This is a genomic window from Pseudomonadota bacterium (assembly GCA_039033415.1).
In the GTDB taxonomy this organism is placed as follows: domain Bacteria; phylum Pseudomonadota; class Gammaproteobacteria; order Xanthomonadales; family SZUA-38; genus JANQOZ01.
The window spans coordinates 12,641-36,766 of the sequence record JBCCCR010000013.1 but is presented as its reverse complement, the minus strand read 5'-3'; the positions used below and the strand labels follow the sequence as shown (position 1 = coordinate 36,766).

The following is a 24,126-nucleotide window of genomic DNA, read 5'->3' as shown; positions in this document are numbered from 1 at the left end:
CTAGACTTGCGCATCAGAATGGCTGGCGTTTCTGGTGGTGGTGAATAGGTAAACTTCGTCCGTCCACCATCGGTGTAACCGGTATTCGCCGCCGCAGACTCGCATCTTTCGTAGAAATTTAGTCAGTTTTTCGTGATCCTTCGGCGTCGCCAATCGTATGTTCTGCGTCTACAGTCCTACGAAAGCGACCCAAACGCGAGGTGAGAGCCGCGAGTCTCAAAATATGCGTCCGGATCGTCGTCTGTTTTTGGATGATCGCCTGTCCGACAAGTGAGGCACAGGTCGATTCGCTATTCACCTATGAAGGCCGATTGGCGGAAAATGGACGACCTGCCAATGGCCAGTTCGAATTCGAGTTCGAGCTTTACGCCTCCGATACATCAGACGATTTCTTGGGTGTTTTTCCCCTTTATGACGTTCGGGTGGCAAACGGCTCCTTTGGCGTTGAGCTCGATTTTGGCTTCGACGTGTTTGACGGTCGTCAACTTTGGTTGGGAATCAGTGTTCGTAAGTCCGCCTCAACCGATCCATTTGTTGAGCTGTTGCCTCGCCAAAGAATCACTGCGGTGCCATACGCCCTTTACGCAGAGACGGTCGCGACGGGCGCGGTCGGAGGTGCTCAAATTGCCAACAATTCCGTCGAGGCAGTTGACATCGCACTGGATGCCGTAGGTTCGTCTGAACTCGCCGACAGTTCTGTCGATACGGCAGCTGTCCAGGACAACGCAATTACGGCTGGAAAACTAGCGGCAGATTCGGTTGGAGCGGTCGAAATCGCTGATGCCAGCGTAACTTCCTCCGAATTGGCCGCAGAATCAGTTGGAACCAGCGAAATTGTTAACGGCAGCGTAGGCGAGGCGGACGTCGACTCTAGCAGGATTCAGTTGAGGATCAGCGGGAGTTGCAGGCTCGGGTTCTATCTGGCAGGGATAAGCCAGGATGGCTCAGTGCAATGCGTGCCGTTGCCTGTTGGACGACGACTTGTTCTGGATTCCGACGGCCAGGTAGGAGTTTACACAAGTATCGTAGTCCGCAGCGACGGTAGGCCGTTGGTTAGTTACGGGGACTCCGGAGCGGGCGGTCTAAAGATTTACGACTGTTTCGATTCAGTATGCAGCGAGGGCCAGGCGAGGACGCTCGTGCCAGGAGCGGGAATTGGTCAGTACACCAGGCTTGCGCTCCGCGGTAACGGGTTACCTCTAATTGTCTACGTCGACGCTACCGCTGAAGATCTTCGACTGTTCGATTGTGCGGACGACTCATGCTCAGCAGGTACTGACCGCCTATTAGATGGAACCGGAAGCGTCGGATTCTGGCCAAGTGTTGCGATCCGAGACAATGACCGACCCATAATCAGTTACTGGGATCTGACCAACAACAATCTAAATGTATTTGACTGCGAGAACTCTCAATGCGCTACCGGAGTCGTTCGAGTCGTCGATAACGCCGGCGCCGTTGGACGGTTTTCAAGTATTGCCATACGAAAAAACGGACTTCCAATCATCAGCTATTGGGCTGATTTTGGCGACAACCTAAACGTTTTCGATTGCGTTAACTCCCAATGCAGCAGCGGTATTGTTAGATCGCTTGATTCCGAGGGTGACGTTGGGCGACATACCAGCATTGCCATTCGACAAGACGGCATGCCGATTATCAGCTACTTCGATCGGACAAACAGCGACCTAAAGGTCTATAGCTGTCGCGATCAGGGCTGCGCCGCTGGCGATCCACGAACTGTTGACTCTCTTGGCACAGTCGGCGTCACAAACGCCATTGCAATCGGAAGCAACGGTCATCCCATAGTTAGCTATTTCGATACCTCCAACGCAGCCTTGAAAGTCTACAGTTGCGCTGATGAGAACTGTACCAGCGGTAATGCCCGCACCGTAGATCATTCGCAAGATGTGGGTGTTGATACGAGCATCGCCATTCGGCCGGACGGATTGCCGGTCATCAGCTATCGAGATTTCGGCAACGACGATTTGAAGTTGTACATCTGTGGCGACCCGCGCTGTGAAAACTAAGCTAAACCACAAGCGAGTGCTTTTGTTAGCCTTTGCTATTGCAGTGAGTTCAGTGGTTCCCGATTCCGCTGGCGGTAGTTTTCGAATCAGGAGTTTCACCATCGACTTTGGCGAGCCCGGTTCGGTAGGCGCGAGCGCTCAAATGTCCATAGGTTCAAACCCACTTACGAACACAGTTTCTTCTGTTGGGCAGACTCTTGCCAGTTTGCCGTTTTCCGCTCCAACGATTACTGCCTCACCCTCGAGATTTTCTGACTCATATCCGTCAATCGCAGTTAGGGGGACGTCGGCGTTGTCTACTACGTGCGTACGCGTAACTAAACCAGAAGAAATATCAACCTCGTAGACCGCTCCTTGATCACCCGCGGCAAAAACAGTCATCCCGTTTTTGACGATTCTTAAGGGTGTTCGAAAATTCTGAAATCTAGGCGCCGGAAAGTCAGTCTGCGAAACGGCGGGCTCAAAGAAACGAGTCCAGACTGGTATGGCCGAATCTCCGGCGTCTCTTATGGCATGCAGCTCGCCAAGGAAATCCCATACGATGATGACGTCATCGTTGAACTCTCCGCTTTTTGGAGCAACCAGTCCGAATGGGGCAGGCCTCGGACCCTCATCATTCAACGGGAAAGACCAATGACTTTCGCCAGAATCGGCGTTGACAGCGTGAATGGTGCCAGCAAGAGTATTTATGAAGAGACGGTTTTGTCTTAACTGCGGCGCTCCCGCCAACTGCCCCAAGTTAACAGACCATAACTTATTGCCTGTCAAATCAAGAGCCCATAGGCTGTTTTGATCCGAGGTAAGCGTTCTGTCCGTAGCTACGAACACTCTGTCATTTTCTAGATCAAGAAGCATGCCCGTTATGATGTCTAAATCAACAGTTGCGTTGCCATTGAATGTCCAGAGGATTCGGCCCGATTCATAATCTAACGCATAAACGCGGTTGTCAGATCGCCCAGTGGCACAGGCATATCGTGTTCCTACGACCAACATAGATGTGTCAAAATTTTGTCTAAACTCCGGCGATGCTTTTTCGTATTGGGCAAAAACCGCTGTCGCCAACGAATCGGACGAACAACTTGCTCGCCTAAGGTCGTTTACCCAGACTTCCCTCAAGGCACTTGGCTTGTTGGCATCATGACGATATACACGCCCCGACTGAGTCACCGTATGGAATGTCTCGGTCTCGGCGCTATCGCTTGGGACCAAATCGACAATCTCACCGGTGACGACGATATCGCTTCCGTCAGCATCAAAATGAGCGGCATCTCTGATTCTCGTAGAGTTGGAATAGCTGACAACGATTCGGATGGGGTCGGTGATAATAGTCGCTGTGAGATCACTTATTCGACTCGACCCGGCTGTTACGTTTGTAGTAACGCATTCCTGGGCAGCACACGAAAACGAGCAAAGCAACAGGCAGGGAATGATGCGCGGCAAGTGCATGACTACACTCCCTCCGGGTAGGCTTCCTGGGCCAGGTGCAGTGCTTCAGCGTTTCTGCTGTCAAGGCTTTCAGCGGCATATCTGTTCACTGTCAATGTAACGTTGAACATATCGTGCATTGGACTTCAACGATGACTCTCACTGATGGTTTTGGCTCTCAAAGCCGTCGCCGAACAGGAATTCGGGGCGCATCATAGACAGTTGCAGAGCACCTGCGTCACATCTCAATGCGTCTCTAGGATTTCCAAGCTGGTCTCTATCTGCGCAATTCAACGTTTGACCATGCTCTAGGGCGACGCTCTGCGCGCCAAGCAAATGAGTTGGGGCAATGCCGCCGTTGTCGCCAAGCTGCAGCAGCGCTAACTCAGCTAACGAGATGTTTTCAATGTCTCCCACTTCCAAGTCCAGGCGGCAACTCGTCGAAGAGTCGATGTTTCCTCCTGCGGTTACGAGAGGAGACCCGCGACAAACATTGTTAGTGGCACTCAAAATCGAATTGCTCGCGACGATACGACCTTCGTTGTCGATGGCCGCACCCCCAAAAGCTGTGTTTCGGGCAATCGTTACATGGTTCATCGTCAAGACGACTCCGGAGGACACACTTACTGCGGCTCCTCTGCCCGTCAAAGGCACGCTGTTGCTGGAGATCGTAGAATTCTCAATCAACGAGTCGAATGAACCCAAGGGCAACTCGATGAAAACACCCGCCCCATTAGGTGCCGTGTTCCGCGAGATTGTGGTTCGGCGTATCGTTGCCACGCTTGCACGGATACCGCCACCGTCTCGACTAGCCGATATGTTTGAATCAATAAAAGAGTCTTCGACCGTAACCCGAAAAGCTGCAATCACGCCTCGCCCTTGATTGCTTGAGATGATGGATCGAACTACCTCTCCGTTGTTCTCATAAGCAACGCCAAACCCATCATTCTCGGTGATAACAGAGTCTTCGATTGTGGCGAAGCCCAGCGACTGAATACCGCCACCATTGTTGTTCGAAATGTTAGACCGACGCACAGTCAGGCCAGACCCTGCAAAAATACCGGCCCCGGTTCTGGCGAGACTCGCGTTTTCAGAAACAACCATGTCTTCTAGGAGAACATTGGCCCCAGGTAATGAACCGATGAAGAGTCCCCCGCCAACGTCGATGTCCGTATTCCTTACGTCACCACCGGTCATGGTGAAACCGCGCAGAGTTACGTCCCCCGTTTCGATGCGCATTACACGAAAACCAACGTTTGCGACTACCGTTGTAGTTTCGGCACCTTCACCTTCGATTGTTGTTGAACCTCGGTCTGGCAAAGTTAATGCGAGTTCCGAATTCAAAAGGTATGTTCCACTGGGCAGTCTTATGGACTGATCACCCGGCACTTGCTCAGCGAATGCCAGCGCTCCTCTGAGGGAGCAATCGGCAGCGATGAAATCTGAGCAAATATCCGCACCTGGCTCGTCGTCTAGACGATCAACCGTTAGGTTTTGAGCAAGAGAAGGCGGGCACAGCAGGGTCCCTACCGCGGCCTTCGCCAACTGCTTATGCCAGTAGGACATACTACTCCTTTTCGTTCTTTCTTATTTGTGCGTCAGAATCGCAAGCCCCGTTTCAAATGCCTCATTCGAACTGGGCTGATGTCACTCTTAGAAAGCACCATCGCTCATGCTCAAATCTATCGAATTCAGGTTCGCGCCAAAGACAGTCGAGATAGTAGTATCATTGGATTGGACTTCGTCGCGAGTAACGAAAAATCCGCGAAAAGAGAACGAAAAACGGGCGAATGTCTAGGAGTTAAACGTAGTTCCGCAAGCTTCGTCCTGATTGGCTCGGTAAGTCTGTGAACCGAGTACTATGCGTCGCCGCTGCGGCACTAGCAATCTTCATCGAAGCTCAGCTTGAAGGCGAAACGGCTGATTCAACTTTCGGGTGATAATAGTGCTGTTTAAGAGGAGCAAGGAACTGACTGAAGGCTCCGTGGATGCCGCTTTGAGCGGCAAAGCTCACGGAGTCTGCGTGAAATACCTACTCGGCGAATGTACGCGTCCTCGGAATCGGTGAGCCCTGCGCATGGAAGCAGCCAACCCGGTGGACGCGAACCTATTGAGCGCCCAGTCGCAGGCGACGAGTCGTTTGGGCGTTTATTCATGTCAGTAGACCTCGCGACATATTGCGGCCGAGTCCAATCTAGGCCGGCCGGACTCTGCGGTAGCGAAAAATCACCGAAAAAGACGCTACAGGTGAGCCGTCTACAGGAGCATCAATAGAGCTTTGCTTTAAACATGGGAGACGCGCGCGACAATCCGGAGGCATACAGTTTCGGCAACTTCAAATTAGATCTACGCCGCAATTCTTTGCGTAGTGAGGAGCGCGAAATCAAGCTACGGCGCCAGTCCTTTGAAGTCCTGAAGGTTCTGCTGAGTAACCACCGCAGCCTCGTGACGATTGATCGGCTTCACGACGAGGTTTGGAAGGATGCCGTGGTCACCCGTGACTCGCTTACCCAATGTTTGGTTGAAATCCGAAAAGCAATCGGTGACACAGACAAACGTATCATCCGCACAATTCCCCGGCAGGGATATATTTTTGAACAGAGCGTTGCGTCTATCCCGGCCGCCGCCAACGCTACAGCGCCTTTTGTAGAACAACCGCGCCGGACCTGGGTGTTAGCGGTCGGCGTTGCGTTTGCCGCCCTGGCGAGTTGGCTGCTATTGCAGCCCGGCGGCGAAACGATTGAGCCCTTCAACCCCCCCAAAAGCTCAATTGCCGTACTGCCTTTTCTTGACCTTAGCAACGAGCAAAATCTGAAGTACTTCGGTGCGTCGCTTTCTGAGGAGGTCATCCATCGACTTGCCCAGTCACCGGGTCTGCATGTGCTCGGCAGGACCTCATCGTTTTCGTTTCAGGACAGCGACGCAGATATCCGCACCATTTCTGAAAGGCTCAACGCGCGTTATTTGCTCGAAGGCAGCGTCCGTGAATCTGGCGGCGAGGTTCGCGTTGTAGCGCAGCTCATTGATGCCAGCAACGACAAACATGTCTGGTCAGAAGCCTTCGATATCGGGTTGGAGGCTGCAACGGATATTCAATCCGAAATCGCGCTCGCCGTAGCAGGTTCGCTTCAAGCGGACTTGGTTCGAGTTCTATCCGGGACTAGCGTGACCGATCCTGTGACTTTTAATCTCTTCGGACATGCGCGGCAAATAATCAACTCCCGCGAGCTCGATCAGCTTCCGGTCGCCATCGAGTTGTTGAAGGAAGCTCTGGAGAGAGATCCCACTTTCATTCGCGCGATGACGGAGCTGAGTCGCGCGTACTATCAGCAACGGCTGACTGACCAGGCTACCTTGGACGAGGCAGTCGAGAACGCCTATACCGTAACCAACAGAGTCCTTGAGCTCGTACCGGACGATCCTATCGCTAACGCGTGGAAGGGGTGGCGTGAGCTATTTCACCACAAGAACTACGAAAGCGCTGCGGCCCATTACCGCGTCGCGTTCGCGGCAGATCCGACCAATGTCGATATCATTCGCAGCGCGATTCCAGTTTGGCTCACCGTCGGTCGGGTTGATGAGGCGGTACAGCTAGGGGAATACCTGGTTGCCCACGATCCGCTCTGCATCATTTGCCAGCGATTTATGGTGCTCGCTTACGTCATCGCAGAGCGATTTGAAGCCGCAGAGGCGCATGTCGAGACAATGCTGCGGCTTTATCCGGGCCGCGGGGACATGAAGCATGAGCTGACAAAGATTAAGTTGCTTCAGGGGGAGGTAGAGGAAGCACTTCGCCTTATCGAGGACCATCGCCCCAATGCTGAGGCCTGGCTGAGCACCGCTGCTGTTGCCTATCACCGTCTGGGGCTGACGGATGAATACGAACACTCGCTCGAATTACTCAACAGACGGAGGGAAGAGCAACCCTTAAGTCTCGTGTTCGTTTACGCCGCCACGGGGAACATTGATGCGGCTTTTCGATGGCTGCGTGTCTACTATGAGACGACGAAGGTCCACGCCCTGATTGGACGTGACCCGGTGCTCAAGCCGCTCCTTGCTGATCCTCGCTGGCACGAACTCCGCTCCGAGTTCAGCCTGACCGACGAACAGTTTGCTGCGCTTGAATTTCCGACCAACCTGCCCCGGTAGCAGTTTGAGACGCAGCGAGCAGGACAGGACGCCGTCCCAACAGTTAGCCGCACTGCTGGTGGTCGCGGGGTGCATCCTCCTGGCAGCATCTCCGATCCAGGCGGATGACTCGTCCTCGGAAAACTCCGTTGACTCGATTGAGGAAGTTGTCGTTACCGGGACGCGGATAGCGCGCCCGGATGCCCGCGCGGCGAGTCCGGTGGTTGTTTACCCGCGGGCGGAGCTGGCGGAATTTGCTGACCTCAGCGTCGAGGACTTTCTCAATCAGCTGCCCCAGTTTGTCCCGGGTCAAGGTCGCTCGACCACGTTTGGGGGCGACGCTACCGCGACCGTAGATCTGCGGGGCCTGGGGCCCGCCCGAACGCTGACGCTGCTGAACGGTCGGCGGCTGGGGCCGGCAGGCTCCAGCACCGGGGTTGGCTCACGCAGCGCTGTTGATGTCAGCGTCATTCCCAGCGCGCTACTGGAACGTATCGAAGTGGTAACCGGGGGTGCATCGACGGTATATGGGTCCGACGCCATCGCAGGCGTGGTGAACTTTATACTCCGGGACGACTTTGACGGCGTGGAGGTTGGCAGCCGATTCGATATCTTTGGGGAAGGCGACGGTGAGTCTGTGAATGGAAACCTGACGGCCGGCACAAGCTTTGCGAAGGGCCGCGGCAGAGTAATGGCCTACTTTGACTATCTCAATCGGGCGCCTCTGCGAGGCAGCGACCGAGACTTCACCAGCCAGTTGTTTGCGGAAAGCCGCACGACCGGGGAACTTTTTGTAGCGGGGTCCCCCGTCATTCCCGAAGGCATCGTCTTTTTTCCGCTGCTAGAGACTGATGGCACCTTGGGCAACGCTGTCTTTAACCAAAACGGTTCGGTGCGGATGTTCTCGCTGGATGATTTTTACAACACGGCACAGAACGTCACGATACAAACGGAGCAGACCCGCTTTTCTACGGGCACAATCCTCGACTTCGAGCTGGACTCGGGGACCGAGCTCTACTTTGAATTCATGTATTCAGACGTGTCGACCCAACTGCAGTTCCCGATCACCAATATCCGGGAACCTATCTCCTTCTCCATAGATTCACCGTTCTTCGATGCCCCAACGAGGCAACAGCTGCGCACCACTTTCGACGGGGACAACGACGGTATCGCCGAAGTGTTTTTCGCCAAACGCCTCACGGAGCTGGGTCCCAGAACCGTCCCACGACAGTCTCAAAACTATCGGACGGTCTTGGGTTTTCAAGAAGACATAGCCTCAGACTGGGCGCTCGACGCATACTATTCCTATGATCGTAGCGACGCGTTCTTTGAACTCAGCAACGGTATCTCCCTATCGCGGTTTCGCCAGGGTCTGTTAATCGACCCACTCTCCGGCGGCTGCTTGGATCCGACCGGGGGCTGCGTGCCTGTCAACGTATTTGGCGAAGGCAATCTCTCCCAGGCGGCTGCCGACTTCATTCGCGTTGATGGCATTAGGAACCGATTGGAAACCCGTCAGCACGCCGCCGCCTTTGTCGCAACCGGTTTGCTGCAGCGCGGGCCGGTTGGGGATATCGGCTTGTCCGCGGGTCTGGAGTTTCGACATAACTCCAGCACCTATCGCCCCAGCCCCATACTAGAAGCCGGGGATCTTGGCGGTTTCACCGTTTCAGGCGCACCGCTCACAGCTGACGCAGAGGTATATGAAACCTTTGCGGAGTTGCTAGTACCCCTTGTGGCGGCCAAACCGCTGGCGGAACGCATCGAGTTGGAACTCGGGGTGCGCTACTCCCGCTACGGGTCTATCGGCGGAGTGTGGAGTTGGAAAGGCGGTATCCAATGGCTTCCGAATGAACGGATTCGTTTTCGAGGCATGGTTCAACGAGCCGTCAGAGCGCCAGCGATCGAAGACCTCTCGACCCCTGCATCGGTCAACGAAATGGTCCTATCGGGAGGCATCGATTTCTGCTTGGCCGCGAACGACCCGGTCGGTCGGGGATTAGCCGATGTCTGCATTGCTCAGGGAATGGACCCGTCCCAGTTAGGCGTCTACGGCGCCCCCGGCAGCGGGACCGACAGCGCGCTGCTACCCTTCACAAGCGTGGCTCGGGGTAATCCCAGTCTCGATCCGGAACGCGCTCGGACCATAACGCTTGGCGCGGACGTCGCTCTCAATGTGTCCAATGGGCTGCGACTGGGTGTGGACTATTTTTCGGTCGACATAGACAACGCCATCGATGTTGCTGGTGATCCGTTTACGCTGTGTGCTTTAGAACAGAACCCACAAAGCAGCGTTTGCGGTTTGATAAGCCGCCGGCCGGATGGTTTTCTCTCTGAGGTCACAATCCAGCCGCTCAACAATTCGGTTGCCAGAGTTCGCGGGATTGACGCCTATCTGGGTTATGCGAGGGCAGCGCCCGCTTGGATGGGGCCTCCTGGGACAGAATTGTCGATCGACCTACGCGGCACCCACTACATCGAGTTCAGTAATGCTGCCAGTGCGCTGAGCCCGCTCATCGATTGCGCCGGCGGGTTCGAGACCGCATGCTCGGGTTCGGTGAGCGCCGTATTTCCGGAACAGCTAGCAACCGCGACGATGCGTTACGACAACGGTCGGTTTGCCGGCGCGATACGCTGGCGTTGGTTGTCGAGCGTGACTAACCTCGCTCCCGTATTCGCCGAGGCGGCCGGCGCTCCTGAACCCGTACTTGCGATACCTGCGGTGGACGATCAGCACTACGTTGATGTTTCGATCCAATTCGAAACCTCGAAGCGATCAAGGCTATCCGTGGGCGTAGCGAACGTATTGGAAAACGCACCCCCGCTGCTCGGCGCCGAGTCCACTCAGATCAATACAGACCCCGGTCGCTACGATATCTACGGCCGAAGATTTTTCATTGGCTTCGAAATGAAGCTAGGCGGCTGACACTAGGGCTGTGCGTCAATCTGTCGGTTAGCGAGAGTCAGTCGACACGGATTCGGTGCTGTTCCTCCATCTGGTTCTGGAGATCCAGCCATATCCCATCAGGATTGCTAAAGGATATAGCGCATTGGTCCGGACAGTAATCAGGATAGTCCATTGCCGCAAATGGCCGGGAGCTCAATGATGAGAATCAGTCACATAGTCGAATGCTCAATGACGTGGGGAGAGGGGCAATCGCTTTGGTTGTGCGAACGTGGATCAGAGGAGTTTCATGAGAGTTCGTTGACTTGTTCCGAGCCCGCCGCCTGGAGAAACCTGCAATGATGCCGTCTGCGTTCGATGCTCCAGAGCAAGGGTGGCTCATTGCCAGACCTTTGTGTCGCGAACGTTAGCCAACAGGCTGAGAGACCTACGCTGGCCACGAGCATAGGGAATGACGCATGCAAAAGCAGAAGGTCGGCAAAACTCTGCCAGCATTTCACACGCAGGATTAGGTCGCACAGCAAGCTATTGAAGAAAATAAGAAAACGATAGTCCTTGCAGCAATGAAGGTCCCCGACCCGCTTGTTCATGGCCAGCTGCTCGGCTGGCGAAGATGCGAGGCTGCGTTTTGGGCGCTACTTGCCCAATTAATCATGGTGTTAAAGCCGACCCAGGGCTACAAGTTAGGTGTAGGGTGACGCGAAATGTTTCGGAGGAAACGTACATTGGCTTCGTCGCGAAAGTTGCGGTAGGTGCTTGAAAAATGAGGATTGGCTCCCCGGGACGGGCTCGAACCGCCGACCCGCTGGTTAACAGCCAATCTATTTGACTTTAACCGATTGTTTTTAAAATGGTTTTGGCGAGCCGTCCGTTGCGTTTTGCATCACAGTTCATAACCAATCAGCACGAAGTTCGGCAAAGACCCCTCAGTGGTTTTACGGCTGCATAGTTATTCACTAGCACCATTGCGTCACAACCCGATCTTGGCTACCGGCAGAACCAGTTTACCGGAAGACTTCAGGGAATTTCCGAGTTAGATCAGGATTCCTGCCGGATTGTGTTCCAGCCTGATCACTGGCGGTAGCGCCAGTGATTGGGAGAGCAATTTGGAATTCAAAAGTGTGTCGCGCGTTGGCGTTCTATGTTTCTTGATGGTGTCCGTACCAGCAGTCGGCGACACCTTTGTCGTAGACCGCACTGACGACGACGGTGCTTTGTCGGCCTGCACAGACTCTCCCCTTGACTGCTCGTTACGGGGGGCTCTGCAGGCCGCGAACCTCAGCGCTGGGCCTGACCAAGTTGTCATACCAGCCGGTACCTATTTGCTATCTCAGGTTTCGCCCGACTTCGACTTCTTGCGGATAACGAGCGAAGTGACGGTACGAGGCGCCGGCATGGATGAGACGTTCATCTCGCCTAGCAGCGGTTTTGCCAGCATGGCCATTGCCGTAGAGGCTGGCGGGGATTTGACATTGGAAGATGTCACGCTCTCGGGTTTCGCGCCAATGAGTTCAGGCGATGGCGGAACGAGTGGATCCACTGGCCCCGGCGGCGCACTTTGGATTACCGGTGAACTGGGTGCTCGGTCGCAGTTAAACCGCGTCAGAATTGAAGACTCTGAGGGTCGGGGTGGCGGTGCCATTATCGTCAGCCGATCGGAGGGCGGCTTTGAGCCAGAATTTCGGCTGCAGCTTATCGATTCTATTGTTTCGAACAATCGAGCAACTTCGAACATCCAGGACTGTAGCGGGGGAGGAATCGCAATATTTGGTGGTCACGCTCTGATCCAGAATACGGTGATCCGGGGAAACCGCACCGTCTCCGATGCGCGTCGCGGCGGCGGCATTTGCGCCCAAGGTGCCGCGGCTCTAACTGTGGTCGACAGCTTAATTGCTGCCAATGCCGCCGAATCCTCAGGCGGTGGGATTTATGTGGAATCCACTTCACTTGAAATTCACAACACGACCATCCAGGAAAACGAGGTCCTAAACTCGCTTGCGGGTGACGGTGGTGGATTGACCTCTATGGAATCTGATGTATTGATCACGAACAGCCGATTCGAATCAAACGTCAACAGAACCAGCTTTACCGCGTCCACTCTGTCTCACGTTGGAAACGGCACGTTGGTCCTGCAGGGGGCTGCAGTTGTAAGCGATCTTGGCAACCAGTACGCGGTTTCTTTTCGGGACGCGAAGAGCACCCGAATTTCAGACACCGAGTTTAGCGGCCGTGGTGCAATAGTGGTCGTTCGCGACACGCCGCTTTCGATGGAGCGAGTATCGATGATGCCGTGGGAAGCCGATTTGCCTGCGATTTTATTGCGGGGAGCCTCTCTCGTTGCTATTGACCTATTCATCAGCAAACTCGGGGGAGAAACGCGACAAGGCAGCGCTATCGATGCGGCAGATAGCGTTCTGAGAGTTTTCGGTTGCCACTTCGATGGTCATCGGGCAGTTTCCGTGGCGGGTGACAGCACCAGTGGAACGGGTGGCGCGTTGTACGCCGAGGGAAGCGACGTGGAACTTTCCGGGTGCACCTTTGACGCCAATACCGCTGACGTCAGCGGCGGCGCAATCTCGCTCCGTGATCAATCATCGCTTTCGGTTATCAATAGTACCTTCAGCAATAACGTCGCTGGGCGTGCCGAGGCCCTTAACATCACTCAGTTTAGTGACGCTGCACTGCGGAACGTAACCATTGCTGACCCAAACGGCTCAACGCAGGTTGAGGTGACCATTTCCACGCTGACACTCGCGGGCAGTGCAGTTGAAGGTACCTGCTCCCTTTTTGCCTCTGGCGGCGACACGGACTCTCTCGGTGGGAACGTTGTGACCACCGAGAGCTGCCGAGTATTCGGTGCCGGGGATTCGCTGACGAGCGATCTGCTTCTTCATCCGCTAGCGCTAAACGGTGGAGCTACGCCGACCCATCTTCCTCGTATTGCCAGTCCACTGTTGGAAACCGGGTTTTCCTGCCCAGCCGAAGATCAACGGGGGCAGCCGCGAGGTGAACCCTGCGACGCTGGTGCCGTGGAGCGAGTGCAAAGTGACAACAATCTGTTTCTCGACGGATTCGAATGGTGACTCAAAATTTGAGTTCCGGGTACCGCTGGTTATAGAGAGTGACTCTACCGACTTTGGCTAAATTCAACCGTTGGCGGCCGCGCCTCTGCATGTAGATCCAAGTGCTTTAAGGGTCAGATTGATAAGTACGCTCCCGGTAGCCAACCTTCCGATTCGATTCTGCAAAACCGTGGCCTGACTCGGTCGCCAGTGATACGAACTCTGCCAATTCACAATGTTTCCTGATATTTCATAAGAGATCTGATCCGGCCGCTGCTACGTTTTCGTGAAACCGCTCGTTTCGGAGGTGAGATTCGATGCCCACATCATCGGCTAACAAAAACTGCAGTCATCGGTGGCGAATTTTGTTTTGTCTGTCGTTTTGGGCATTCGCTTGCCCGGCTATCACTTTGGGGACATTAAGTCACCAGAAGACCGGGGAGCGTTTCCTTACGGCTTCTTTGCCGAGTTCCGGAAAAACTCAGACTAATTCACAAGTTGTTCAGGACGTCGGAGGCGGTCGCTGCCAAAAACCCAACAGTCGCCAAGAGGTAATCGACTAGATGGGCACATCAGCACGTAGCCTGCTGACGGTTGTCGGCCTGATAACCGTGGCGCCGGCAGGGGCAGCGACCCTGATCGTGGACCGGACAGATCACGCACCGCAGGCCTCGGCCTGTACCGACGCTCCGTTGGACTGCTCGCTGACCGGCGCTATCGACCTGGCGAACACCAGCACCGGCCCCGACATCGTGGTGTTGACGGCGGATACGTTTCGTTTGGAGAACACCGGCGCCGTGCCCGTCATTCGAAGCGACATTACCGTGAATGGGGTCGGCAGGGATCAAACCCTCGTGGCTGCAGCGATAACCTACCGGAGCGCAGCATTTGATATTCGGGCAGGAGGCAGTCTTAAGCTCCAGGATATGACGGTCACTGGTTTCACCAATATCACCGGCGGCGCAGTTGTGGTGTCCGGGGAGGCTAACGCGCGAGCTGAACTCCAGCGCGTGATGGTGACCAGCTCACGGGTAATGTCATGGGAGCGGGAATCACGGTGCAACCGGCGACCAGCGCCACCGAGCCAGCCTTCCGACTCCGGGTGATCGACTCGGTGGTTCGCGACAATCTAGCAGAAGGCCAGGGCTCGGGCCTCCCGTGTGCTGGTGCCGGCATGGCGCTCCACAACGGCCCTGTTCACATTGAAGACTCTGAGATAACCGATAACACGGCGAGCGTACTCGGCCGCGGTGGTGGATTGTGTATCGGCGCTGATGTTGAGGTCAGGTTGGTCGATTCACTGGTAAGCCGGAACCGATCCCTGGAGTCGGGGGGCGGTTTGTTCAGCGAGGGCGGGATTTTGTGGCTGGAAGATTCTACGGTTAGTCTCAATACCCTCAATAGCGCTCCGCGCCAGGGGGGCGGAATTTACGCCATGGGAGGCGAAGTGAATGTGGTCGGCGCCACATTCCGGTTCAATGGACACGTCAATCCCCTGACTGCGTCCACCATCCACGCCGAGGATCTGCGACGCTTTAGCCTCAGCGACTCCTCGGTTCGCAGCCTTTCCACAGGCGTAGGGATCGAGGTTTTTGACGCTTCCGTTGTCGAGATTTCCAACCTTGAGATCTCAGGACTGCGTACAGGCGTGACCCTTAGCGACATCAGCGAAAGTACTATTGAGAACCTCACCATCGATCGCACTCAGAGCGACCACTCGGGGCTCGCTGTCATCGACAGTCAGGATATGGTTATTCGATCGCTGACCGTTTTGGGCACTGGTGGCGGCTCTGTCGCCCGGGGAGCTGCTCTCGTCGCTGAACTTGCTGAAATTCAGCTCGAAAACTTTTTTTTGCCGACAATTGGGTCGAGGACGACGGCACCCTAAACGCGGGACAGGGTGGAGCAATATGGGCCCGGGATAGTAACCTGCAACTCACCGGCTGTACCCTTGTCGGCAAGGAGGCTGAGAACTCGGGCGGCGCAATCTACTTGAGAGATTCAAGCCTGTTCATTTCTCAAAGCAGCATTTACCGTAACGGCGCGGGGAACAACGGCGGTGGCGTTACCCAGTTTGGTGGGTCCCTCACGGCGGTCAACAGCACCATGAGCGGAAACCGGTCCGACGGCGCAACGGCGCTGTTTGTGGGAGGTTTCGGGAATGCTCAGCTTGAACACGTGACAATTGCAGGACCGGAGGTATTTCTCGGCACTACCCCGGGCCCCACGATCGAGCTGATCGGGACTACGGCAACCTTTACTAACAGCGCCGTCGCCGGCCCGTGTTCGCTGTTCTTTTCCGGCAGCGTACCGGAATCGTTGGGAGGGAACGTGGTTGAGGACACCTCTTGCCTGGTCTCGAACTCTGACGACCGCGTGGCGGAGGATCTTGAAATACTCCCGCTTGCCAGTATTGGTTCAGACCGCGTGATCCATCTCCCAAGGATAAGCAGTCCTCTGGTTGACGCTGCAACCGGTTGCCTGGCTGTCGATCAACGGGATGTGCCGCGCGGCGAGCCTTGCGATGCTGGATCCGCCGAACGGGTTGAAGACGACAACTTCGTGTTTCTGAATGGTTTCGAAAGTTAGCCCGACGCGCTAATCTTCGAAGCCGTTGCCGAATAGGAAATTGGGATCGAGAAAGTCGCTCAGCGTAACGCCCGTGGCGGAGTAGCTGATTTGCATGCTTCGGCCTCCGTCCGCGAGCACGATCCTGCCATTAACGTCATTGCTGAAGGTGCCCGACAGAGATTCGGCCTCTACGATTTCAAAAGTGTCGCTCGGATTGGGAACAAAATCCGCCAAAAGCTGAACCCGAAGTTCACCACCGAGGGAGAGCGGTCCCTGAACGACTAGCTGGTCAAACTGCGCAGGTGCGCTTCCGTTCAGTTTGATCTCAAGAAACGCTGACTGGCTCAGGGTGACGTCCGATTCGATCGTCAGCGTTTCCGCCTGGCCCTGCTGCGCGAACACTGCTCCGACAGCCGATAGCGTTCCGGCAGCAAATAAGCCCAAAGCTCCAGTGCAGTAGTTTCCTCTCAAAAAAAACGGGATGGCGTTTCGAGATCGCTTCATGCGGGCAAGCTAGCACGATGCACGGTTCGACCCATCCTGAAATATCCTGAAAAGTCCCTGAAGCTGAGATTTCCTGATTTAGGGTCCACGGTTAGAGAGCCGTAAGGAGTCTCGATAACCTTAGCTCGCTGTGCGGGCCGCCGGTCGTCTATAGCCCGGCTCGCCTGACCGCGCTGTAGATCTTGCCGGCTAGGGACCGAGGCGTACGTCGAAGTTTTTTCACTCGTCGTGATCATGACTAGAAACTGTTAGCTGGGGTGAACAGGCCCTGGCACTAGGTCCTGAAACCTCATTGAGGCTCGAAGCCGTTCGCAAACAGCGAGTCATCTTCTGGCAGTCGCTCAACAGCCCCCGAAGCGCAGGGTTCGCCGCGTGGTCGGTCTCTTTGATCCACCGGCGGACAGTTCATGGCGGTATCAGTGAGCGGGCTGTCCAGTCTCGGAAGGTGGCTCAAGAGGGCGGGGGTCGGGCCGTTGTCGGCCAGGGGGGCGATCCCCAGCTCGTCTACCAGCTGATCCCCGGAGTTAAACAGGCGACAGGTTTCGTCCGTGAGCACGTTGCCACCCTGGGAACTCGGGTCTCCGCCGGACATGAGCAGCTCACAGGTCCCGTCCAGTGCCGAGTTTTTGAAGGCCATGGATGAGACGGTCAGGCTTATCAGCGGCTCCGACTCCGCGCTGGTGTCTGTCACGGGGCCAGTGATCGTCACGTGTTCCAGCTCCGCCTCACTGAAGTTGGCAACTCTCATTGCGGTAGCTCCGGGCGAGTGGTTTCTGCTCAAGGTTGTGTTGAGCAGGGAGAGCGTGCTGCCATCGCGGATGCTGATACCCCCGCCCGCCAAGTCCGACCGATTGCGGTAGAGGCTGCTTTGATTGACGATGAGATCGGAATCGGCGCTCCAGATTGCCCCGCCATCGCCGCCCTCTGCCTGGTTTTCATAGAGTGCGCAGCCCGTCAGAAACAGTTCACTTCCGTTGACTTTGATTGCTCCGCCTTCACCAATGCCAATGCCGGCGCCTCGAACAGAGCGGTTATGGTGCAAGAGGCAGTCAGTGATTCGAACGGAAGACTGCGTAATGATGACGCCTCCGTCCACGGGGCCGGAGTCCCTGCCGTCAACCTCAAGGCCGCTGATATCCACGGATGGGCACTCACGTATCTCCATCCCTCGGCGTTCGCTAGCCCTGCGCTCAATCAGCAGCTGTTCGATTTGCACCTCGCCTACGTTGAACAGCCGGAGGCGGGAGCGGGGTCCCAGCAGTTGAAGGTTCTTCAACTCGGCGACCATCACGTCTCTCACCGTGATCGCGACGCCGGCATTGACGCCGTTAGTTACGCTAACGTCAGACAAGATAAGCGAGTCGAGATCTCGAGCCGCCAGGGCCGAGGGACCGTCGGCAACCGAAGAGTCGTTGAAACGAAAAGCGGTGCCCCGGATCGAAAGGGAGCCCGCGGCGCTGTGAACACCGGCGCCGGCATCCACGAATGAGATTCTCTGGCCGTTGTCTTCGATTTCGCCCGCTTCGATTTGCAAATGGCCCCCTCGTTGATAGATGCCGGCACCCAGCAGCTGGGTTTCATTGCTGCGAACGGTTGTATCGATCAGCGAGACCTCTGCGGCGGCCCCGATGCAAAGGCCGCCACCATCAGCCACGCCGATAGTCTCATTGCCAACGATGAGTGTGTTGTCGATCAAGACGTGACCGTTGTGGATACCAAGGCCAGCGCCTGCGCAAGGCAATTCAGAATTTTTGCCTCCGGTTCTATTGAGGCTAACAACCGAATCGAAAAGGCGAAGCCTGAACGCTGGCTCCGCTGCTCCAATCGGCGGCAGTACGCTGATGCCGCCGCCAGCGATGTCGCTTTGAGACTCCGTCACCGTTACCCGCCGCAGCTCCGCGCTTGCCAGGGCCTCTGCGGTCACGGTAATGGCACCGCCGTCTGACGTGCTGAAAAATCCTCTTACGGTCAGGTCTTCTAGAACCAGAGTGCCACCGGCTGCAACCTTGAACGCGGGCTCCCGATAGATGCTGCCACCCACAATTGTGGTGTCCGCCATTCCCGTGCCGCGGATGGTGACTGCGCTGTCGATGACCGGGCCAGAACCATTCTGTGTGAGTTCGAGAACATCAGCCGGCAAGACGATCAGATCATCACCCGGCATCGCTCCAGCAGCTGCGATGGCGCCGGCCAGGGAACAGTCAACGGGGGCAGCAGTGCAACCGGCAGCACCGGGGGCGTGATCGGTCCGGTCGACGGTAAACGTTACGGCGACAGCAGACTTGTCCAGTAAAGGCGCTAGTAAAATGGCTCCGATGGTTGCCAGCACGGCTTTACGAATCGCTATCTCCATAGCTTTTTCCGTCCGTTGATGAGACAGAGAACCGGCACCCTAGCCACTTCGGAGCTAAGTCGAAACCGGTGTAGTGGAACCCCCGAAATGGTTGGCAGCGATGGGTTCATCGCCCGGGAGCGATGCCTCCCTCAATGACCACGGTGCCGTTTACCCCGGAAACCCTGCCGTTGCCGGCGAGCAGGCCGGCAATGACCAACTGTCCGCCGTCGTCAACCTGAATGACGCCATCATTAAATACCGGGCCGCCAAGTGTCGCCCTCTTGTTCTCGGCGACCTCCAAAACCCCGTTGGGCCCAATCATCAATCCCTCGGTGGTTGTGATGGCACCTTCGCCGACGACCGCGGTGACTGCGCTTAGGCTCTGACCAAGCCACAGAGAGTTCACTTGGGTGTTGGCCTCGGGGCCCGCGACGCGGATGTCGGTGGGTGCCTCAATCACAACGTTGCTATCAAGATTGGGGGGCAAGCTGAAGGTCCAGTTTGCGGGATTGTCCCAGACGCCATCCCCGGCGGCCGACCGCCAGCCCCATCGTGGGCGCCACCGTAAAATTGCGTCGACAACGTTTTCAAACCGGACGACGAGGACCACAGCACCGTGATCGTTCATCTCGTAGCCGAGAATGTCGTCCACAACCTGCGACCCGATTTCCTGGCCCTGACGAGCGACCGTCGCGTAGTCCACGCCGTCGGTCAGGATTAATACTTCCTCCTGCAGCGTAATGATGCCGCCGTCCGGATCCGGGTCCGGGATGGTCCCTACGTTTAGTATCGCTCGAATCAAGACCAACCCCTGATCGTTAATCATCGGATTGAAAAAGCGGTCGATGACGTTGCCTTCGTACAGGTTGCCTTCGCGGGCAAGCTCGACGGTCCCGTCAGCTGATGCCAGAAACACGCCGTCGCTGGCTCGAAAAGCAAACTGATTGAGTTGGTTAAACGCTGCCGGGCCGGCCCCTCCGCCCCGAAAGGAGGGGAATGGGCCGCCGTCGTTCGGCCTGGGCTGACCCTCGGCAACCACCTCTGTAATCGCGCCAAAGGGTGTGGCCACATAGAGGCCACTCGAGAGTTCCGGAAAGCCTGTGGCCGGGTCATCTCGAATGAGCAGGCCGCGAAAGCCCATGTGATCGTTGTTGTTTAGCGTAAGCTCAAAGGCGCGCTGAAACCGGAACGCCTCAAGTCCTTCCGAAGGCGCAAAGTCCTCGGCGCCGAACACGCGTCGAAACGTCTCTGAGGCGCTGTCTTGGAAGTAGATGCTCCAGCTGGTGTCCGGATCGTCGGAATCGTTCTCACCGTAAAAAACAAGCGACCCACTCGCGTTGCCCTGGAGTCCGCTAATGCCGGCAATGAGCTCACCGGAATTACCCCCTGACAGCGAGCCAGTTCTTGCCACTTGCCTGAGACTATCTACCTGACCACCCGTGGGAGGCTCAAATCGGTAAATTGCGCGGTCGTCGGTGTTGCCACCGGGGGTATTGAAAAGGTCCGTCTGGAAAGTAAAACCCCTTTGCTGAAACCGATCGTAAGGCGCGCTGATTTTCCCTGTGCTGAGAATGAGATCTCCGTCCTCGGTTGGCGCAGGTTCGAAATTTCGGGCCACAAGCTGCCAGCGGTCCTGATCATCCCGCAAGACCAGATTAGGTCCGGGGGGGTCGCTGATATTTAATAGCGCGGCGATTCCCAGGCGGGGCAGGGCGGCTGGACCAATCAGGTCCGGTGGTAGTAGCGGACGATCCTGCAGCCGCCATTGCCAGGTAATGGGGAGATTGGCGACGGTGTAATCTTCATCGCCGATGGAGATTGAATCCCCTTCGCGAAAGATCTGGACGACCGGGGCGAGCAGGGGGACAAAACCCGTCCCAATATTGACCGAAACCTCGTAGAGACCGGTGTCATCAAGCTCGCCCTCGTCCGTATCAGTCAGTCGGGCATGGAACGCCAACTGGCCGTTGTTGTTGAGCTGGATTTGATAAAACCTGTCGTAGCGGCCACCCACGGGCTGGAAGTTAGACGAGACAACATCTCCGACCCGGACGATTTCGACTGGGTCCGTCAGATCGTCCAGGTTGATTATCGGCCCAGATGGCGCTGGCGGGGCTGACACCGATCTAAGCGGGTCAGGTACAACCGCAATCCCAATCGCTAAAACGCAGACCATCCCAATCATGTCGGTTCCCAAAGATGAGACAGCTCGACGCTACCACGCGCCGCTGCGTAAACCCGTCTGAAATATCCTGAAAAGTTTCGGAAAAGTCGCACCACAGACGTTGCACCTCTTCTACGCTCCTCAATCTGAGCAATCAACAAGTGAAAGGGACAGAGTAAACAAGCTTTGGTGGCTTACTTCTTGGGTCAGTCTATTCATGGTTTGGCCCTAGCGAGAGTAGCTCCCAGGAGTAGCGGCCCGCCTTCGTTCTCGGTCTTGGGTGCTACTCAAAGCCGTCCGTAAACACGACTTCACCCAGCACCGTGATTTCGAATTGCTGCGGTTGTGAAGCATTCTCGCCGCCGTTTGCCGTACCGCCGTTGTCGCTGGCGATGACGGTAAAGCGGGATGTGCCAGTATTCTGAGGAGCCGCGGTGTACGTAAGGGTGCCGTTGGCATCCACCGCCGGTGGCACCGTAAACAGCGCCGGGTTGGAAACTTCGCTCACGCTCACGCTGACCTCCTGGCCGGCCTCGTCCAGTGCGCCGACGTCGACGCGGGCCCAGTTCGAGACCGTTTGTGGCCCGTCGTTCTCGCTGCTCGCCGGCGGGTTTTCGGCAATCAGATTCGGCGGATCGTTCACGGGATTTACCGTGATCGTAAAGGTCTGAAACCCGGAGAAGTTAACACCGCCGTTGGCCATGCCGCCGGAATCCACCACCCGAACGTCAAAGGTGCTGGTGCCGCTTACATCCTGACGCGTGTCATAGACCAGGTTGCCGAGGGTGTCGATGGTAGGGAGTATCGAGAACAGGCCCGGGTTGGAAACACTGGCCACCTGGTAGGCCAGCGCAAACTGTTGACCCTCGCCAGGGCCTGGATTGAAGGCCGACCAACTCCCTACGGTGACGCCGTCTGGATCTTCGTTTACCGTTGGTGGATTGCTCGCGGCAAAGCTGGGGGCGTCATTCACCGGCGTGATGTTGACGGTAACGTCCAGCAGGTGGTCGTCGGTAGAAAAGCCCCCGAGGGCGCCGACCGCGTTGATGATGTTCACGTTGCTGCCCGGCTGCCGCCAGCGGCCATCCCAGAGCCGCACGCTGAGTGGGCCAGGTTGGCCTGTGAAGTTCGCGGCGGGCACAAAGCGAAGAAACGACTCGCTCGACAGGACCTGGGCAGATGTATCGCTGGTGTTGCTGGATAGGTTGAGCCAACTGACTCCGTCCAGGGAATATTGCCACTGCCCTTCGCTGGCCACGGAATGAACATCCACGATCGCTAGACCGCCAAATGGATCAACGTCCAGGTAGCTGGCCGCCACGCTAAAGTCGAGGCGACTGCCGCTGGCGCTGGTGTCGTCCTCAAGCTCGTCGAACAGGAAGGCCGTATCACCAAGACTTGCCGGCGCTGCGTTGCCAAAAACAACATAGGTCTCGCCGGCCCCCGAGATTCCATTCGGGTCGGCGCCGCTGGCGCCAATGATGAGGTCGTCGATACCGTCGCCGTTGACATCGCCGGCACCGCCTACCGAAACTCCCGATGCATCACCCGGGTCGACGCCGTTGATGACAAAACCATCGGCTCCATTCAAATCGCCTAGGCTTATGCTCGGGGGAAAAGCTGTACGCCGACCAAATACAACGTAGCTTTCGCCAGCGAAACCGTTGCCGTCGGGGGCGCCGCGGCTTGCGCCGATGATGAGGTCTGCTATGCCGTCGCCGTTCACATCGCCAGCGCCACTCACGCTGTGGCCGGCACGGTCGTTACTGTCCGCGCCGATGAGCGTGAAACCGTTGCTGCCATTCAGACTGCCAAGGTCAATGCTCGCAGAAAAGCCAGTGGCGCGACCAAACACGACATAGCCTTCACCGGCTAAGGGCCGGCTATCGGGGCCGGCTAAATCTGCACCGATGATCAGGTCATCGAAGCCATCGTCATTCAAATCACCAGCGCTACTCACGGCGAGTCCGGAGCGGTCGCCTGCGTCGATGCCGGTCATGACGAAACCGTTGGTGCCGTTGAGATCAGCAAGGTCAACACTTGCGGAAAAGCCGGTGTCCCGACCGAATACTACGTAGCTTTCACCGGCGGACGAATTGTCGCCGGGGTCGGCTGCATACGCGCCGATAAGGAGGTCCGCGATCCCGTCACCGTTCACATCGCCGGCGTCGCTCACGGCGCGACCCGATCGATCGCCGATTCCGATTCCGTTTAGGACAAACCCGTTAAGCCCGTCCAGATTTTCGAGATCGATGGTAGAGGAAAAGCCAATGCTGCGGCCAAAAACCACATAACTTTCGCCGGCGGAGCTGTTTTCACCCGGGTCAGCATTTTCAGCTCCGATGATCAAGTCATCAATACCGTCGCCGTTCACATCGCCGCTATCGCTGACTGACCGTCCCGAGGTATCGAAGGCTTCGATGCCGTTCAAGACAAAACCGTTGCTGCCATCCAGGCTGTCAAGGTCGATGCCGGCGGGAAAGCCCGTGTCGGAGCCAAACACGACATAGCTTTCGCCCGCAAAGGACTTGCCGCCCAGATCAGCGCGGTAAGCCCCGACAATCACGTCATCCAAGCCATCGCCGTTAACGTCGCCGGCGCCGCTGACTGACCTTCCGGAATAGTCATATGGATCAATTCCGTTTAAGACAAATCCGTTGGTCCCATCCAGATTGCTGAGTTCGACACTCCCGCTCAAAGGCGCGTTTCGACCAAAGAGCACGTAGCTTTGGCCGGCATAGAATTTGTTGTCGGGGTTGGCGAAAGACGCGCCGATGATGATGTCGTCAATACCATCACCATTCACGTCGCCGGCGCCGCTCACTGAAAGGCCCGAGAGGATGAATGAGTCGCCGCCTTTCGCCATGAACCCGTTGCTGCCATCGAGATCTCGCAGTTCAATCGACTCTTGAGCCCAGGTCGCAGATCCGGTGAGCGCTGAGGAAACGGCTAGAGCTAGCGGAATTCTTCGTAAACTCATGAAACTCCTCAGAGCTAAGCGACAATCG

The 24,126-nt window shown here is 56.5% G+C and carries 13 protein-coding genes; 7 read left to right on the top strand and 6 right to left on the bottom strand.

The window, feature by feature from the left end:
• Positions 1-251 precede the first annotated feature (251 nt).
• Complete coding sequence (locus AAF358_12175) at positions 252-2,024, top strand: hypothetical protein (GenBank protein MEM7706306.1); 1,773 nt, start codon at positions 252-254, stop codon at positions 2,022-2,024.
• Between the two features lie 138 nt (positions 2,025-2,162).
• Here the strand turns inward: AAF358_12175 and AAF358_12170 are convergent, their stop codons facing one another.
• Positions 2,163-3,470, bottom strand: coding sequence for a PQQ-binding-like beta-propeller repeat protein (locus AAF358_12170; GenBank protein ID MEM7706305.1), 1,308 nt, complete (start codon positions 3,468-3,470; stop codon positions 2,163-2,165).
• 138 nt (positions 3,471-3,608) lie between these two features.
• The gene (locus tag AAF358_12165) at positions 3,609-5,015 is read right to left on the bottom strand and encodes a right-handed parallel beta-helix repeat-containing protein (protein MEM7706304.1); all 1,407 of its coding nucleotides are present in this window, start codon (positions 5,013-5,015) and stop codon (positions 3,609-3,611) included.
• 723 nt (positions 5,016-5,738) lie between these two features.
• Between AAF358_12165 and AAF358_12160 the strand changes: the two genes are divergently transcribed.
• The 6 genes from AAF358_12160 to AAF358_12135 all read left to right on the top strand — a co-directional run bounded on the left by AAF358_12160 (position 5,739) and on the right by AAF358_12135 (position 16,133).
• Entirely contained in the window at positions 5,739-7,598 is a 1,860-nt protein-coding gene (locus AAF358_12160; GenBank protein MEM7706303.1) for a FlgO family outer membrane protein, read from the top strand.
• Positions 7,599-7,602: 4 nt separating this feature from the next.
• A complete protein-coding gene (locus AAF358_12155; protein MEM7706302.1) occupies positions 7,603-10,503 on the top strand; it encodes a TonB-dependent receptor in 2,901 nt (966 codons plus the stop codon).
• 1,034 nt (positions 10,504-11,537) lie between these two features.
• On the top strand, positions 11,538-13,565 hold the full coding sequence (locus AAF358_12150) for a choice-of-anchor Q domain-containing protein (GenBank protein MEM7706301.1): 2,028 nt from the start codon (positions 11,538-11,540) through the stop codon (positions 13,563-13,565).
• Between the two features lie 542 nt (positions 13,566-14,107).
• Positions 14,108-14,650, top strand: coding sequence for a hypothetical protein (locus AAF358_12145; GenBank protein MEM7706300.1), 543 nt, complete (start codon positions 14,108-14,110; stop codon positions 14,648-14,650).
• A complete protein-coding gene (locus AAF358_12140; protein ID MEM7706299.1) occupies positions 14,602-15,432 on the top strand; it encodes a right-handed parallel beta-helix repeat-containing protein in 831 nt (276 codons plus the stop codon). Before AAF358_12145 ends, AAF358_12140 begins: the two co-directional genes overlap by 49 nt.
• 104 nt (positions 15,433-15,536) lie before the next feature.
• On the top strand, positions 15,537-16,133 hold the full coding sequence (locus AAF358_12135; protein ID MEM7706298.1) for a choice-of-anchor Q domain-containing protein: 597 nt from the start codon (positions 15,537-15,539) through the stop codon (positions 16,131-16,133).
• A gap of 9 nt (positions 16,134-16,142) precedes the next feature.
• Here AAF358_12135 and AAF358_12130 read toward each other — a convergent pair whose 3' ends face one another.
• From AAF358_12130 to AAF358_12115, 4 genes are all read right to left on the bottom strand, one after another.
• Positions 16,143-16,517 carry a hypothetical protein gene (locus tag AAF358_12130; protein MEM7706297.1) on the bottom strand — a complete coding sequence of 125 codons (375 nt, stop codon included), beginning with the start codon at positions 16,515-16,517 and terminating at the stop codon, positions 16,143-16,145.
• Positions 16,518-16,908: 391 nt separating this feature from the next.
• Positions 16,909-18,972: a right-handed parallel beta-helix repeat-containing protein gene (locus AAF358_12125; GenBank protein ID MEM7706296.1), complete on the bottom strand. Its 2,064-nt coding sequence runs from the start codon at positions 18,970-18,972 to the stop codon at positions 16,909-16,911.
• Between the two features lie 106 nt (positions 18,973-19,078).
• The gene (locus AAF358_12120; GenBank protein MEM7706295.1) at positions 19,079-21,139 is read right to left on the bottom strand and encodes a choice-of-anchor tandem repeat NxxGxxAF-containing protein; all 2,061 of its coding nucleotides are present in this window, start codon (positions 21,137-21,139) and stop codon (positions 19,079-19,081) included.
• A 262-nt stretch (positions 21,140-21,401) separates the two neighbouring features.
• A complete protein-coding gene (locus AAF358_12115; GenBank protein MEM7706294.1) occupies positions 21,402-24,098 on the bottom strand; it encodes an Ig-like domain-containing protein in 2,697 nt (898 codons plus the stop codon).
• Positions 24,099-24,126 lie beyond the last annotated feature (28 nt).

Excerpts from the sequence above, each read along its gene's own strand:
- AAF358_12175 (MEM7706306.1), top strand. The coding sequence starts at position 252 with ATGATCGCCTGTCCGACAAGTGAGGCACAGGTCGATTCGCTATTCACC.
- AAF358_12170 (MEM7706305.1), bottom strand. The coding sequence starts at position 3,470 with ATGCACTTGCCGCGCATCATTCCCTGCCTGTTGCTTTGCTCGTTTTCG.
- AAF358_12165 (MEM7706304.1), bottom strand. The coding sequence starts at position 5,015 with ATGTCCTACTGGCATAAGCAGTTGGCGAAGGCCGCGGTAGGGACCCTG.
- AAF358_12160 (MEM7706303.1), top strand. The coding sequence starts at position 5,739 with ATGGGAGACGCGCGCGACAATCCGGAGGCATACAGTTTCGGCAACTTC.
- AAF358_12145 (MEM7706300.1), top strand. The coding sequence starts at position 14,108 with ATGGGCACATCAGCACGTAGCCTGCTGACGGTTGTCGGCCTGATAACC.
- AAF358_12125 (MEM7706296.1), bottom strand. The coding sequence starts at position 18,972 with ATGGAGATAGCGATTCGTAAAGCCGTGCTGGCAACCATCGGAGCCATT.
- AAF358_12120 (MEM7706295.1), bottom strand. The coding sequence starts at position 21,139 with ATGATTGGGATGGTCTGCGTTTTAGCGATTGGGATTGCGGTTGTACCT.
- AAF358_12115 (MEM7706294.1), bottom strand. The coding sequence starts at position 24,098 with ATGAGTTTACGAAGAATTCCGCTAGCTCTAGCCGTTTCCTCAGCGCTC.